This is a genomic window from Shewanella oncorhynchi (genome assembly GCF_012584455.1).
Lineage (GTDB): Bacteria > Pseudomonadota > Gammaproteobacteria > Enterobacterales > Shewanellaceae > Shewanella > Shewanella oncorhynchi.
In genome coordinates this window covers 64,978-79,803 of record NZ_JABAEB010000012.1, presented here as the reverse complement: position 1 = coordinate 79,803, position 14,826 = coordinate 64,978, and the positions used below count along the sequence as shown (strand labels likewise).

Annotated in this window: 10 protein-coding genes, 1 tRNA gene and 1 pseudogene; 1 reads left to right on the top strand and 11 read right to left on the bottom strand. The window is 49.3% G+C overall.

The window, feature by feature from the left end; genetic code table 11:
• Positions 1–18: 18 nt before the first annotated feature.
• The 4 genes from HGO26_RS17875 to fdhD form a co-directional block, all read right to left on the bottom strand.
• Positions 19–1,056 carry a YeeE/YedE family protein gene (locus HGO26_RS17875; protein WP_168826893.1) on the bottom strand — a complete coding sequence of 346 codons (1,038 nt, stop codon included), beginning with the start codon at positions 1,054–1,056 and terminating at the stop codon, positions 19–21.
• 10 nt (positions 1,057–1,066) lie between these two features.
• Positions 1,067–1,300, bottom strand: a complete 234-nt coding sequence (yedF, locus tag HGO26_RS17870) for a sulfurtransferase-like selenium metabolism protein YedF (protein WP_107946196.1) — start codon at positions 1,298–1,300, stop codon at positions 1,067–1,069.
• A complete protein-coding gene (gene yedE, locus HGO26_RS17865; RefSeq protein ID WP_168826891.1) occupies positions 1,300–2,514 on the bottom strand; it encodes a selenium metabolism membrane protein YedE/FdhT in 1,215 nt (404 codons plus the stop codon). Before yedE ends, yedF begins: the two co-directional genes overlap by 1 nt.
• Before the next feature lie 110 nt (positions 2,515–2,624).
• Entirely contained in the window at positions 2,625–3,461 is an 837-nt protein-coding gene (fdhD, locus tag HGO26_RS17860; protein ID WP_107946194.1) for a formate dehydrogenase accessory sulfurtransferase FdhD, read from the bottom strand.
• Between the two features lie 141 nt (positions 3,462–3,602).
• Here fdhD and HGO26_RS17855 point away from each other — a divergent pair.
• Positions 3,603–3,697, top strand: a tRNA-Sec gene (locus HGO26_RS17855).
• A 69-nt stretch (positions 3,698–3,766) separates the two neighbouring features.
• Here the strand turns inward: HGO26_RS17855 and selB are convergent.
• The 7 genes and pseudogenes from selB to hutH all read right to left on the bottom strand — a co-directional run.
• Positions 3,767–5,605: pseudogene (gene selB, locus HGO26_RS22575) on the bottom strand (selenocysteine-specific translation elongation factor); the annotation flags it as partial.
• Between the two features lie 5 nt (positions 5,606–5,610).
• A complete protein-coding gene (gene selA / locus HGO26_RS17845; RefSeq protein ID WP_168827000.1) occupies positions 5,611–7,032 on the bottom strand; it encodes an L-seryl-tRNA(Sec) selenium transferase in 1,422 nt (473 codons plus the stop codon).
• A gap of 96 nt (positions 7,033–7,128) precedes the next feature.
• On the bottom strand, positions 7,129–8,034 hold the full coding sequence (fdhE, locus tag HGO26_RS17840; protein ID WP_168826884.1) for a formate dehydrogenase accessory protein FdhE: 906 nt from the start codon (positions 8,032–8,034) through the stop codon (positions 7,129–7,131).
• On the bottom strand, positions 8,034–8,675 hold the full coding sequence (locus HGO26_RS17835) for a formate dehydrogenase subunit gamma (protein WP_011982054.1): 642 nt from the start codon (positions 8,673–8,675) through the stop codon (positions 8,034–8,036). The genes fdhE and HGO26_RS17835 overlap by 1 nt, the downstream gene beginning before the upstream one ends.
• Positions 8,672–9,583 carry a formate dehydrogenase subunit beta gene (gene fdxH, locus HGO26_RS17830; protein WP_168826883.1) on the bottom strand — a complete coding sequence of 304 codons (912 nt, stop codon included), beginning with the start codon at positions 9,581–9,583 and terminating at the stop codon, positions 8,672–8,674. The genes HGO26_RS17835 and fdxH overlap by 4 nt, the downstream gene beginning before the upstream one ends.
• Positions 9,584–9,585: 2 nt before the next feature.
• Positions 9,586–12,600: a formate dehydrogenase-N subunit alpha gene (gene fdnG, locus HGO26_RS17825; RefSeq protein ID WP_168826882.1), complete on the bottom strand. Its 3,015-nt coding sequence runs from the start codon at positions 12,598–12,600 to the stop codon at positions 9,586–9,588.
• A gap of 675 nt (positions 12,601–13,275) precedes the next feature.
• Complete coding sequence (gene hutH / locus HGO26_RS17820; protein WP_211085954.1) at positions 13,276–14,817, bottom strand: histidine ammonia-lyase; 1,542 nt, start codon at positions 14,815–14,817, stop codon at positions 13,276–13,278.
• Positions 14,818–14,826: the final 9 nt, after the last annotated feature.

Below are 14,826 nucleotides of genomic sequence, written 5' to 3'. Positions count from 1 at the left end.
ACAGCTCCTTTATAAACGTTAAATCTGCGCAAGACGCATTGGCCTCAGTAGCGCAAAATAGTTAAAGCACCAACTGCCAAATAAAATAGCAGGGATAAATAGCCAGCCTTGCCACGACAAATAAGCCGTGCCAACGAGCGCATTACCAAGCATGCAACCTCCGGCAAGCCCGCTCCCCACGCCCATCAACAGGCCACCAACAAACCCATATAACACCACTTTATGACCTGGGTAGCGCCAGCGCTGCTCAGCACTGCCCCGAGCAGCGATAAAGGCGCCTACAAATAATCCCAAGAGAAAATATCCCGGCCAACTAAAGAACTTAGTGTTACCTGTGGTGACAAGATCCCATAAATGCGCACTCGGGCCACTGATCCCAACACTGCCTACACGGCCACTTTCAAGACTTGCAGGCCATGCAAGTAGCGCCAGTAAACCAATCAGCAAAGCACTTACAAAGGGATGCCAGCGCGCTTCAAACAACCAATGAGCTAAACCCGTTTTACGGGGTGCCATCAGTGCAACCGGACGTTTGCGGCGTTTGAGATAACCCAATGCCAACCACAATGTGAGTAATACGAGGACAAGCACGATCACCCAAGGGGAAACGCCCAGAGTTTGATAGAGCGTTTGGTCCTCAAGTTGATGCTGTTTAAAAGGTTTAAGTAGACCTTTCAACTCATCGAGACGCACTAATTTACTGGCAGCAATAAAACCGAGAACGGCCATCACACTGGCAGCCAACCCTTCGGCAGCGCGGTAATAGGCACCAGTGGAGCAGCTTCCCGCTGCTGCCATACCCACACCAAACAATACACCACCGACTAAGGTTGCCAACCAAGGGAAATGCCCTTCTGGCAATTTAACCCAACCCCATTCGTAAAACAGGAACAGCCCTAGACTTTGGATGCTGATGGCAATCAAAATAGCGATCACCATGGTAAAGTCCCGTTGCAGATAGGTATCGCGGATCCCGCCCGCCATACAAAATCTACCCCTTTGCATCACAAATCCCATGGCTAAGCCAATACCTAAGCCACTGAGAATAGTCAACATAGTCCTATCCTCAACGCTGGATCAGATAACGAATAGTCGGACCATTCTGCTCAATTTCCAGCACTTTATAACCATGATTTTTAGCGTCGAGGGGAATGTTGTTAATAGACTGCGGACAGTCACTAATCACCTCGAGAATTTCACCGGGCTTTAACTTTGGCATAGCCTCAAGGGTAGCCACTGCGGGATAAGGGCAAGGTTCACCCACCATATCGAGTTGATAATCTGGAATATATTGAGCCATTACGCCGCCTCCGCTAGCAATTGTTCATCACGCTTCGCCTTACGAGCAAAGAAACGTTTCTCCCACAGCAACATAGCGCCAAAGGAGAGCCCCAGCAGCACATAGGTCAGCAATAATCCGCCTTTATCGCCAAAGCTGGTCAGTAAATTAACTTTGTCCCAATTCGTTGCTAATGGCTGAGCGATATCATCCCAGTAATATGCCAGTAAGGTTGAACCCAACACGTTACCTAAGCCCACCCACCAGAAATGTACTTGGCCTTCGACTGCACGATACATCCAACCCGTTTCACAACCACCAGCCAGTACAATACCAAAACCAAACAATAAGCCGCCGATCACCGCATTAGGGCCAGCCCACATGATCTTAGGTGGCACACCCAGTTGCACATAGCTGTAAATGCCTATCGCACTGACCGCCATGCCTAAGATAATCGCCTTCGCCATGTGAGTACGACCAGTGATCCACATATCGCGGAACGCTGAGGTAAAGCAGATTTGGGCCCGTTCGATTAATAAACCAAAACCAACACCACAGAGCATAGCAATGCCGAGTTTTGGCGCATTGAACATAGTCAATAACCCCCAACCGACGATGCCTACAAACACCAACATACCGATACGGAAACGACGTCTAGCTTGGTTTTCGTCCTGCTTGATTGAAGTCGCTTTATCGACTTTTTTCAGTTTTACCGGAATACGGAACATCGGCAGTAAGGTAAATCTTGCACCAAAGTAAGAGCCTGCTGCGGTCGCCAAAGCAAAGAACCAAGCATGTAAAGAGAACTGCGGAATACCCGTGAAGAAGGCGGCAAGGTTACAACCCATAGCTAAACGGGCACCAAAGCCAGCAATAATGCCGCCGATCAGTGCCTGAGCAATACGGATACGGCTCTGTGGCATACGCAGTTTGACGTTATTGGCCCAAAGCGCAGCGGCAATACAACCACCAAACATACCGATAATCATCATGCCGTCGATACGATCTAGAGGAGAGCCCTGCAGACCTATCACTTTGAAATAACCCCAGGTTTCAGGCTCTGCACCTAAAAACTGCAGTAAATGACCACCCCAACGAGTGAATTCCCCAGTAACAGCCCAGAAGGTTCCGGTCAAACCAAAATAGTAAGTAGAAAGGATACCCGCAGCGATAACCGCTGGCATAGGCGCCCAAAAACGGACTAAATATTCTTGTTTAAATTGTTGCCATGTCATGTCATTACCCTAATGAACGAGACTATAAAAAATAAGCGCAATGCGCTTATAACCTGTGTGCCAGAATGATTGAAGTCGTTCGACAACTTCAATCTCAAGTGGCCTCACGCTTAAATGGCTTTAGCTAAGCTGACACACTGCTGCCCCAACAGGCGATAACCGTGGGTGTAAAGCGTTGCCCTGCCATTACGGCAAAAACCGATAAGCGTGATATTGCTTTTCTCTGCTAATTCCAACGCCAGTGAAGTCACGGCGGACATAGCAAACAGAATTTGGATATTGGCACTAGCGGCCTTTTGCACCATCTCAAAACTCGCGCGACTGGTGAGCAATACGGCCACTGGACGTTCCACATTGTGAGCGGAAAAGGCGCCAATTAGCTTGTCTAGTGCGATATGCCTGCCTATATCCTCATAGGCGGCGATGATCTGTCCTTGATGGTTAAGCCCCATGGCCGCATGAGTGGCACCCGTCAGCTTAAAATGTTGTTGATTATCTTTAATTTGCCCAAGTGCGACCTGTAAGTGTTCGATATCGAATCTAGCATCTGAGTCCACCCGCATCACAGGCTTGACGGCCTCTTCGAGCTGGGCAACACCGCACAATCCACAACCTGTGCGCCCCGCCATATTGCGCCTTTGTTGCTTGAGTTCCATAAAGCATCGTTGGTTGATTTCCACTTGGATCAACACGCCTTCACTGGTGAACTCGAGCTCCACCCCTTTGATATCATTGATATGGGAAACGATACGTTCAGATAACGTAAAACCAATAGCGAAGGCTTCTAAATCTTGAGGGCTCGCCAACATCACGGTATGCGCTATGCCGTTATAGACCAGTGCGACCCGCACTTCATTAGCTAAGTAGTCTGTCAGCTCAGATGCGTGCCCATGTTCTAACAAGATCACGTTTCTTTCTGTCACCACTTCATGTGAATGATATTCCATAGCGCCCCTTTAAAACTATAAAACCAAATAAAAACAATTAGTTTGATGACAATTTAAGACTTGTATCACAAACCCATAAACTAAATAAGAATCGCCTTGAATCATCTTTACGCATTTTCTACTATCCCTAGGTCTTCTATTGGAAGAACGTCGTCTCCGGTGAGGCGTCCGGATTTCAAATCCGGGTAGGGCTGCCAGCAGTCCTGGGTAGGTTCGACTCCTATGTTCTTCCGCCAATTCTCATGGGAAAAAAACAACTCCGCATCCCGAACTTCTCGGCTATTACTGCGATACTTCCTACGGGTAAAACCACTTCTGTCAAAGAACTCAAGCAGTTGAATACTCACCTTACGCCCAAGCCCAACCATGTCTTTAAATTCTGCCGTTTCGAGCTTGCCGTGTTCTGCAATATGAGTACGTACTAAGCTGGCGTAGTAACAGATTTGCTCGCTGAGCAAATATCTGTCCTTCACCACAGCAGTAATAAACCCCTGCTGCACCAGCTGGAAACACAACAACCTTAATTTGGCAGGTTCAAGCTCAAGGTATTCGCCCATTTCGGTGACCCATACAGGAGCGGTTTGCTCGGCAAGCCAAGGCGCAAGTGCCTGCCAACAATGCTGCGCCTCAGCATCTAGCACTATTTTGTGCTCGGCCAATTGCAACAGGGCGCCACGCAATACCATGCGTCCCTCTTGGCAAAGCGTGTCGAGCACTTTATTGGCTAATTCGGGCGGCAAAGCGCTATGGCTCATGCGTTGCAGGCGATTACGTCCCAGCCCAAGTTGGTCGGGATGCTGTTGATGGAACTCGCTAAGTAAAGTAATAAACTGTTGTTTTTCTTGCTCAAGTAAACTTGTCGCTATAGCAAATGCCCCAAAACGAACTAAACCCGCTTGGGCTAACAGCATTGCCAGCCCTTCGTCGGTTAATTGCCAACGCCACGCGATTTCATCAAGCTCTAGCGCCTGAGTTTGGCCGAGTAAAGCCACCACATGGGCAGGATTATCCAAGCGTGCTAATTGCAGTAATCTCGCGACGCGTTCAGGTGTACGTTTCTTACGATTTGGGACTTTCAGCGCCAACACTCGCCCCGCACCTAAAGTCTGTTTACCTCCAATGTGTCGCAGGACAATTCGATCGTCTTGGCATAGGAGTAGTGGCTTTTCGAGTACCAACTCAGCCAGACAGAAGCCTTCTTCATCAGCTTCATTTAAAAGGGAAACTCGACCTAAAGTATGATCGGCGCCATGATGACAGTGGACATTTTGCCAATGCACTAATGACTCACAGCCTAAAAAATCGAAGGCTCGAATGTGCACAACGGGGCGGCTACAGAGCTCTGCTTGAGGCAAACTGCTCAGCCAATCGCCACGCTCTGGCTCCCTATGGTTATCGACACCCGTTAAATTGAGTGCTACGCGTGTACCTGTGACAGCCCTTTGGGCTTCTTGTCCCTGACAATGTATGCCTCGCACTCTGAGTTTGGCCTTTTGCCCTGAGCTAAAAAGACTATCCCCCACACATACGCTGCCGCTGATCACTGTGCCAGTTACGACACACCCCGCACCTTTAACACTAAAGGCGCGATCGAGCGTCATCCTAAAGCTGCTGGCATCCTCCGCCCGCTTTGACTCTTGCTCACCTAAATCAAGAATATGCGCCTTCAGCGCCGCCACGCCATGAGATGCTAAGTCGGCGGTGCCATTCGCCGACACTTCAAAAACACCACTGGCCTCAATGCCATACTCGGCGAGCAAAGTAAGTCCATCGGCGACAAGCTGTGCCGCCGTACCACTATCAACTAAATCCCGTTTAGTTAGCACTAAGGTCAAACTGTGCAAAGGTAAGAGCGCAAGAATTTGCAGATGCTCACGGGTTTGCGGCATTACGCCATCGTCACAGGCCATCACCAACAGGGCGTGTCGAGCATGACTCACGCCCACCAGCATGTTGTTGATAAATTTTTCGTGGCCGGGCACATCAATAAAAGCAAGCCGCGAACCATCTCGAAGTGGCATAAACGCATAGCCAAGATCGATCGTCATACCACGGCGTTTTTCCTCCGGCAGACGATCGGTATTCATCCCAGTCAAAGCGCGAATAAGCGTACTCTTGCCATGATCGACATGACCCGCAGTCACAATGATCACAACTGCACACCTAACGTACTCAACTCGGCGAGGAGTTCAGCTTCACTATCAAGACCGCGCAGATCTAACCTGAGTTGGTCCTGACTCATGCGACCTATGATAGGCCGTGCCGCCTGCTTAAATTGTTGTTCTAACAAACTTAAACTACCGCCATTGAGTGCGGTAAAACACAACGCCACTGAGGGTAAAAAAGTATCGGGCTGTGAGCCACTGCCGACCTGTGTTTGGCACTCGACTAACTCAATGCGATAACAAGGTTCAAAATGTGGAACCAAAGCTTGCTGTAAGCGACGACCAATCTGCCATAACGTCTCTTGGCTACGGGCAAATTTCGCCATAATAGGCAGCTCAATGTCTAAGGTTTCAGGGTTAAGATAGTGGATCAATGTCGCTTCTAACGCCGCCAAAATCAGCTTATCGCAACGCAGGGCGCGCTTTAGTGGATGACTCTGTAACTGCTTAATCAGCGACTGTTTGCCAACGATCAAACCAGACTGAGGGCCACCCAATAGTTTGTCGCCGGAAAAACTGACTAGATCAACCCCATCGGCTAGCATGGCTTGGGGCGTAGGTTCTTGCTTTAGACCAAAGCGGCGCAGATCAGTAAGTGAACCGCTGCCAAGATCTGAAATGAGTGATATGCCACGCTCACGGCATAACTGACCCAGCCTTGCCTCCTCCACTGCGGCAGTAAAACCACTAATATGATAATTACTGGTGTGGACCTTCATTATCGCAGCGGTATTTTCAGTAATGGCCTGCTCATAATCCTTAAGGTGAGTCCGATTGGTGCTGCCGACCTCGACTAAGGTGCAGCCCGCTTGGCGCATAATGTCAGGGATGCGAAACGCGCCGCCAATTTCCACCAACTCACCACGGGAGACTATGACTTCTTTCCCCGCAGCCACCGCTGACAGCATCAACAACACAGCTGCGGCATTGTTATTCACAACACAACAAGCCTCGGCACCCGTTAAGCGCTGGATCAAAGCACTGATCGCATTATCCCTGTGACCACGTTCACCTGCCGCAAGCTCAAACTCCAGCGGTGTGGGGTAGCGCATAACAGAAGTCACGGCTCGAATTGCCGCTTCTGACTGTTGCGCTCGGCCAAGGTTGGTATGCAATATGGTGCCAGTGAGATTCCACACGGGTTTTAAGCTGTGGCTGTAATCATTAGACAGTTGATCAACCAAACATCTATGCAATTGCGCAAGCTCACCACACCATGTCGGCAAACGGTGCTCGCGGCCGATTAAGCTGCGCGCCGCCTTTAACTGGGTATCCAGTGCGGCCTTTACCGCCGCTTTGCCGTAGGACTGCTGCAATACCACAAAACTAGGCTCTGCAAGTAGGCTATCCATTGAAGGCAAAGCTCGGTACAGAACTTGTAGTGTTTCAGGTGCTTGGGTCATCATCTGTGTCATTTTGTTTATATTATTGCCATTGGTTTATAAAAAGCAGGAAGGGATCAGCAACCCGACTCCCTCCCGCATTTGTTTAAGCTATGTGGCTTACGTGGTTTCGTGGGCCAGTAGCAGTGGGTTCAGTGTTGTTGCCCCAAAGCCCTTAGCATTTAGCTCACTGTCTAACATCAAGGTTGCGAGATCGTCTGCCGCCACATCCATAGACGGCGAGTTTTCGACGAACATCATCTTGGTATAGCCATGACATTCATCGCAGCTTTCGATCCGCACTTGAGCCTTGGCATCATCTAGCGACCAAATCGTCATCTCTTTGTCCTGACCGCAACTGGTGCAATGGGCGCGAATGTAATGCCATTCGCTCTCGCACAGACTGCAATGCAGGTAGCGCAAACCAGCTCGAGGCTGATCGACAATCACACTCGCCACGGGATGACATCCACACACGGGACACATACTCTGCTGCGCCACCTTGCGCTGATCCATCCGCTTGATGACCATAGGTGCCCAATGCGACCAATAAACGCCCATCGCTGCCCAGATGAATAAGCTAAAACGGGCAGGCACTTCACTGACATGCCCTTGGCGTAGTGAACGCCCCCAAGAACTCAGTTGCTCGGGTGATTGCTGCATCAACAAACGCACTACCCGAGCTATGGATTCATCCACCTGCGGCAACAAATCACTTAACAGTTGCTGTAGCAGTCCTTGCCAATAGCTATCTGCCTCTGAGCCCAAAAGGGAAAGCGGAGTCGCCTCATCTTTCCCCCAAGCGAGAAGCTTACCGAAGTCAGCCTCCTGCGCTAACCTGGCCTGTATAGAGACCAAACGGCGACATAGCTCAAAGTAGTCAGCCAGCGGCGAGTCCTTGGCCAATGACAGCAAACGCTGCGCCCTTCTGTGATACACAGCTTGGGGATCTGCCGCTTTTAACGGTTTAAGTTCCAGCGGCGATTCGCTGCCTTGGGCCAGAGGTATCTCGGCTGTATGACTCATTAATGTTTCTCCACGTCCGAATGTTCATCCAACATCACAGGGTGATGTTTGCGGCACCAAGCCTTAGAGACTTTGCCGTAAAGCATGCCTGTAACCGACCCTTCCACCCACGTCGCCATCCAGAAATGCACCATCACAAAAATCAACATGATGAGCGCACAAATGGCGTGCAACAGAATGGCCCAACCCACCACAGTGGCTGAGAAATAGGGCGCAAAGTAAGGCTGCCACATGATGATTCCCGTCACCGTTAAAGTGATAGATGTCAGCACGAAGGCGCGAAACAATACCTTTTGCCCAGGGTTGTAATGGCCGATAGGCGGGATTTTCTCCTCGTTCTCGAACATCACATCCTTAATGGCGAGCATCCAAGCGAGGTCGTGCTTTTCCCATTTGTTGTGTTTGTAGTAACGCACCAACATCAACATCAGAGGTAAGCACATCATCAAGCCCGCAATGGGATGAATAAACTTCGCCAATTGCGGTGTGCCCGCTATCGCACCAAGCCATTGAAACGATGGATAGAAGAAGGAAAAGCCAGTGAGAAATGTCACTAGGCCAACCGCCACAATGAACCAATGACAGATGCGATCGAACAGCTTGTGACGCACTATCATTTCTTGCTTATCATGCTTGCTCATTTGTCGGCCCCCTCTTCCTGCTTAGCCTCTTCCTCTGGCGGTTGATAACCCGGTTGGTCTTCTTCGACTATGTTGCGACCGACGGTGATCTTATGCAGACAAGCGACGGCGGCAGTGGCAAGAATGCCCATAGTGCCTAAAGGTTTGACCCAGTCCTGCCACAGAGTGAGTGACAGTGGGATCTGCGGGTTATCAGGCATGTTGTAGCTTTCGGGCTGATTGATATCGTGTAATATCATCATCATACCCGTGCCACCTACGCCCTCAGGGTTATAAAGTCCTGCCTTAGCAAAGCCCTTTTCCTTCAGTTCTTCGACCCGTTTTTGCGAGTAGAACAACATGTCCTCACGGGTGCCAAAACGCAGCGCCCCTGTGGTACAGGACTTAACGCAGGAAGGTTCCAATCCCACAGCCAAACGGTCAGAGCACATAGTGCACTTGTAGGCCTTGTTATCCTTAGGATCGATTTTGGGCACATCAAAGGGACAAGCACTGGCGCAATAACCGCAGCCGATACATTTGTCCGAATCGAAGTCCACCACACCATTGGCGTGCTGGATAATCGCGCCCGAGGTCGAACAGGCCGTTAAGCAGGCAGGGTCAGCACAGTGCATACAGGCCGAGTGGGTAAATTGCCAACGCAGCTTGTTGCTTTCCATAACCTCATGGAACTCCATCAGGGTCCAACATTGGCCCGATAGCGACATAGGGTTTTGGTAACTGCCTTGGAAGGTGCCCACCTCTTCCCGTAAATCATTCCACTCAGAACACGCCACTTGGCAGGCTTTACAGCCATTACACTTAGTGGCGTCGAACAGCTTAGCGACCTTTTCTGACGAATTACGCCCCTTTGCCGCAGGCGTCACCGCTGAAGTACCGGAGCGGCGGATAATGTCTTGTGATGCCATAATCAGATCCCCTCCGCTTTAGTGATGTTAACCAAAAATGCTTTGAACTCAGGCACCTGTGTATTTGCATCCCCCACTTCCGTGGTGAGTACGTTACAGGAGTAACTCTTACGAGTGAGTGCATTATGGCTGCCGTGACGGGGTAACCCGACGGTATGGACTAACTGGCCATTTACCTTTAACGGCTGTAGCCGTTTAGTCACTAAGGCTTTGGTTTCAATGCTGCCGCGTTTAGAGCTGACAGTGACCCAATCCCCATTGGCGATACCTTTTTCTGCCGCTAACATTTCATCGATTTCGACGAAGGTTTCAGGCATAGAAATCGCAGCTAAACGAGCATGCGTAGACCAGAAGTTAAAGTGTTCAGTTACACAGTAAGTAGTTGCCACATAAGGGAAGTCCTTATGGGAACCTAAGGTTTCCTTCACACCCGGTAACATACGTACCGCAGGGTTACTGGTGACCTTGTGTAACGGGTTCAACCCAATAGGCGACTCCATCGGCTCGTAGTGCTCAGGGAACGGACCTTCGGCCAATAATTTAAGGGCGAAGAAACGACCCACACCTTCGGGTTGCATGATGAAGGGGCCAGCGGATTCCTGTGGTGTTAACTTCATATTGAAGTCGCCCACATCGATACCGTGCCACTTACCGTCAACCCACTCGACGATAGTGCGTTTTGGATCCCAAGGTTTGCCGTTGATATCGCAAGAAGCGCGGTTATACAGCACACGACGGTTTGCTGGCCAAGCAAATGCCCAACCCGGAGTAATACCTTTACCCGAAGGATCATGGTTGTCACGGCGAGCCATCAAGTTGCCTTCTTCGGTCCAAGAACCCGCATAAATCCAACAGGCGCTGGCGGTACTACCATCGGCTTTCAGTTCAGCAAAACTACTGAGCTGACGTTGAGTCACGAGATCCTTACCGTTAAGCTCGCGAGCGATTTCTTCAGCGTGCGGTGAGTGAGGATTGTGGTAATTCCAGCTCATCGCATGTACAGGCTCAGGCAGCTTACCGCCCTCTTGTTTGTACAGTTCACGCATTGCCATTAAGACGCCAGAGAGAATCTCAGCATCTGGCTTGGCTTCACCCGGCGGGTTAGCTCCCTTCCAATGCCACTGCATCCAACGGCCAGAGTTGACGATGGAACCTTCTTCCTCGGCAAAACATGTCGTAGGTAAACGGAACACTTCAGTCATGATTTCAGCGGGATTGACTTCATTGAAGCCATCGGCATTTTGCCAGAAGGTTGCAGTTTCCGTTGCCAAGGCATCTAACACCACCATGTACTTAAGATTACTCAAGGCTTTGAGTACCTTATTACGGTTTGGCATAGAGTTAATGGCGTTAACACCTTGGATAATGTAGCCATTCACTTCGCCGTGGAAAGCCATATCTAAGTGTTTAGTAAAGTCGTACTGCTTGTCCCATTTCGGCAACCAGTCATAACCAAAGTCATTTTCAACCGTAGCGTTATCGCCCCAAAAGCTCTTCATTTGCGAAACAAAGAATTTAGGGTAATTTTGCCAATAGTTGGTTTGACCCGGACGCAGAGCGACAGGGGTATAGTTGTGGAGATAGGTTTTAAGATTAATGTCTTTTTCGTTCGGCAACTTGAGGTAACCGGGCAAGCTTTGACACAATAAACCCATATCGGTCGCGCCTTGCACGTTCGAGTGTCCTCGCAGAGCGTTAACACCACCACCCAACACCCCAATGTTACCCAGCAGCAACTGCACCATTGCCATAGAGCGAATGTTCTGCGCCCCTTTACTGTGGTGAGTCCAACCTAAGGCATACATAAAGGTTGCGGCTCTATCGTGGGTATGAGTGCTACCAATTTGTTGGCAAACGATCTCATAGTCCGCAATCGGCGTACCGGTAATATTGCTTACTGTTTCAAAGTCATAGCGTTCTACATGTTGCTTCATTAAGTTCCACACACAGCGTGGATGTTCGAAGCTAGGATCGATTTTCGCGTAACCCTGTTCGTCTAACTCGTAGTACCAAGACTCTTTATTGTAGCTATCTGTTTCTTCATCGAAACCACTGAACAGACCTTCACTAAAAGAGAAGTCTTCGCGCACGATGTAACTGGCATTGGTATAAGCCTTCACATAGTCGTAGTTCACTTGTTTGGTTTCAATAAGATAGCGGATCACCCCGAGCAGGAAGGCGATATCTGTGCCCGAGCGGATCGGCGCATAGTAATCGGCCACAGCGGCGCTACGGGTGAAGCGAGGATCGACCACCAAAAGTTTAGCGTTGTTATGTTGCATAGCTTCTGTAACCCAGCCGAATCCGACAGGGTGAGCCTCTGCAGCATTACCGCCCATAATAATGATCAAATTAGAGTTTTTAATATCGATCCAGTGGTTGGTCATGGCACCACGTCCAAATGTCGGAGCAAGACTTGCTACCGTTGGAGAGTGTCAGTTACGCGCAATAGTATCGATTGCAACTAGGCCCAGTGCCCGTGCAAATTTCTGGGTGATATAGCCGCCTTCATTCGGCATCGCCGACGAGGTCATCATCCCAGTGCTAAGCCAACGGTTAACCGTCATCCCAGCAGAATTCTTTTCAATCAAGTTAGCATCACGGTCATTCTTCATCAGACGGGCGATGCGTTGGTAAGCTTCAGTCCAGCTGATACGAGTCCATTCATTACTGCCTGGCGCACGGTACTCAGGATATTTAAGACGATTAGGGCTGTTCACATAATCCACTAGACCAGCACCCTTAGGACACAAGGCCCCGCGGTTAACTGGATGGTCTGCATCCCCTTCGATATGGAAAATACTTTGTTCGGCGTTTTTGCCGTTACTTCCTTTGCTGTACATCAGCAATCCGCAACCCACTGAGCAATAGCAGCAGTTATTGCGGGTTTCTTTCGCGCTAATGAGTTTGAATTCTCGAACGGCCGCATAGGCCTTTTCGGACATCAATCCCAACGCTGAAATTGCTGAGGTGGCAGCTCCGGCAGCACACAGTCTAAAAAACTGGCGTCTGTTCATTGCGTCCTCTCACACTCTTGTCGTTATGAGTCTAGTGGTTGCTGTGGTAAAAATGGCAACCGATTGAGTGAGTCCTACTAAAGACCACACTTAATTTAAGATTATCCCCAAAGAAGAAATAGATAACAAATAATGACATGAGATCAAGATCTCAAATAAACAACCACAGAACTTAACCACAAAAAACACTAACAACAAAGTATAAAAAACTACTTATCAATGATAAAAGCACAAAAATAGGAATTAAAAACCAATAAACCGCAAAAGACAATTTGTCCAACATGACATACCCATATTGTCCCACACTATAGGGTTATGGTTATTAAAAATGATTATATGCATTCAAATATGCATAATGATGGCGGATAAAAACACAAAGGTAACGGTTTCTAGATGGATAGACAGCCACAAAAACTGACAATGTAAAGATTAGGGTAAAAAGTGCAGAGTCTGCGGTGTTAAACACACCAAAATGGCAAAGACAAAGATCGAGGAAAAGCAGATAAAAACCAAAGAAAAAGGCACAAGCAATCTGCCTGCACCTTAAATTTTGCCTTTTAACGCTTATTTTTAGCACATTGAGGCGCAAAATCTGGGCGCGATAACAAAAGCGCCTCAGTGCAGCCTATTCTCGCAAAGTAAACACCTGTTCAGCCATTAAACTAAAACAAACGCCTAAAAGCTGGCTAGCATTCCTGCAGGCAGATAAGTGTTAAAGCTCGCTGTATACAACAAATCTGTCGCGGCTTCGATATCTGGCGCGAAGTATCTGTCTTTATCGTAATAAGCGACGACTTCACGTAATTCGGCTTTAGCCTTAGCTACTGCGACACTTGGGGCTAAAGGAGCGCGGAAATCTAAACCCTGAGCCGCCGCTAATAATTCAATTGCCAGTACACCACGGGTATTTTCGCTCATATCGCGCAAGCGGCGCGCCGCAAAGGTCGCCATAGAAACATGGTCTTCTTGGTTTGCCGATGTTGGCAAGCTGTCAACTGATGCCGGATGAGCGTAGGTCTTGTTCTCAGACGCCAATGCCGCCGCCGTCACTTGGGCGATCATAAAGCCCGAGTTCACCCCGCCGTTTTTTACCAAAAATGGCGGCAGTTTAGATAGGCTAGAATCGATCAATAACGCAATACGACGCTCGGCAATGGAGCCCAGTTCAGCAATCGCAATCGCCAGATTATCCGCCGCCATAGCCACGGGTTCGGCGTGGAAGTTACCGCCCGAAATGATATCGCCTGTATCTTGGAACACCAGTGGATTATCGGTTACGCCATTGGCCTCTGTGCCTAACACATCGGCCGCGTGACGAATTTGGGTCAAGCAAGCACCCAGCACCTGTGGCTGACAGCGCAGTGAGTAAGGATCTTGCACCTTTTCACAGTTAGCATGACTTAAGCTTATCTCAGACTCTTCACCCAGTAGATGACGGAAGACCATGGCCGAATCGATTTGACCTTTCTGACCACGCGCCGCATGGATGCGAGGATCAAACGGGCTACGGCTGCCCATAGCGGCTTCGACGCTCATGGCACCGATCACTGAACTCGCCGCAAACAAGTCTTCGGCGTGGAATAACCCTTCCAGTGCCAGCGCAGTCGACGCTTGCGTGCCGTTAAGCAAAGCGAGTCCTTCTTTGGCCGCCAAATCGATTGGCTTGAGACCAGCGATTTCTAAACCTTCGGCGGCGGAAATTAACTCGCCTCGATAGCTCATCTCGCCTTCGCCCAGCATAGGCAAACACATGTGCGCCAGTGGCGCTAAGTCACCCGAGGCACCGACTGAACCTTTTTCTGGCACGCAGGGATAAACTTCGGCGTTCACTAAACTAATTAAGAAGTTAATCACTTCTAAACGAATGCCTGAAAAACCACGGCTTAATGAGTTGATTTTTAACACCATCATCAAGCGCACTGTGGCATCTTGCATGTATTGCCCCGTACCTGCGGCATGTGACAACACGATAGAACGTTGCAGCAATTGCAGATCTTCGGGCGCTATCTTGGTATTGGCCAACAAGCCAAAGCCCGTGTTGATGCCATAAACAGTGCGGCCTTCATCCAACACTTTCTGCACGATTTGCGCACTGGTGTTGATATCAGTAATAGCCTCTGGTGCGAGTTCCAGTGTCAGCTTATGACGGCTGATTTCGCGCAATTGCGCTAGGCTCAAGCTGCCCGGCGTTAACACTAAGTGATTCACAGATTTCATATTTTTAGC

Coding starts and splice junctions, on each gene's coding strand:
- fdxH (WP_168826883.1), bottom strand. CDS start 9,583: ATGGCATCACAAGACATTATCCGCCGCTCCGGTACTTCAGCGGTGACG.
- hutH (WP_211085954.1), bottom strand. CDS start 14,817: ATGAAATCTGTGAATCACTTAGTGTTAACGCCGGGCAGCTTGAGCCTA.
- yedF (WP_107946196.1), bottom strand. CDS start 1,300: ATGGCTCAATATATTCCAGATTATCAACTCGATATGGTGGGTGAACCT.
- HGO26_RS17835 (WP_011982054.1), bottom strand. CDS start 8,675: ATGAGCAAGCATGATAAGCAAGAAATGATAGTGCGTCACAAGCTGTTC.
- fdhD (WP_107946194.1), bottom strand. CDS start 3,461: ATGGAATATCATTCACATGAAGTGGTGACAGAAAGAAACGTGATCTTG.
- selA (WP_168827000.1), bottom strand. CDS start 7,032: ATGATGACCCAAGCACCTGAAACACTACAAGTTCTGTACCGAGCTTTG.
- HGO26_RS17875 (WP_168826893.1), bottom strand. CDS start 1,056: ATGTTGACTATTCTCAGTGGCTTAGGTATTGGCTTAGCCATGGGATTT.
- yedE (WP_168826891.1), bottom strand. CDS start 2,514: ATGACATGGCAACAATTTAAACAAGAATATTTAGTCCGTTTTTGGGCG.
- fdhE (WP_168826884.1), bottom strand. CDS start 8,034: ATGAGTCATACAGCCGAGATACCTCTGGCCCAAGGCAGCGAATCGCCG.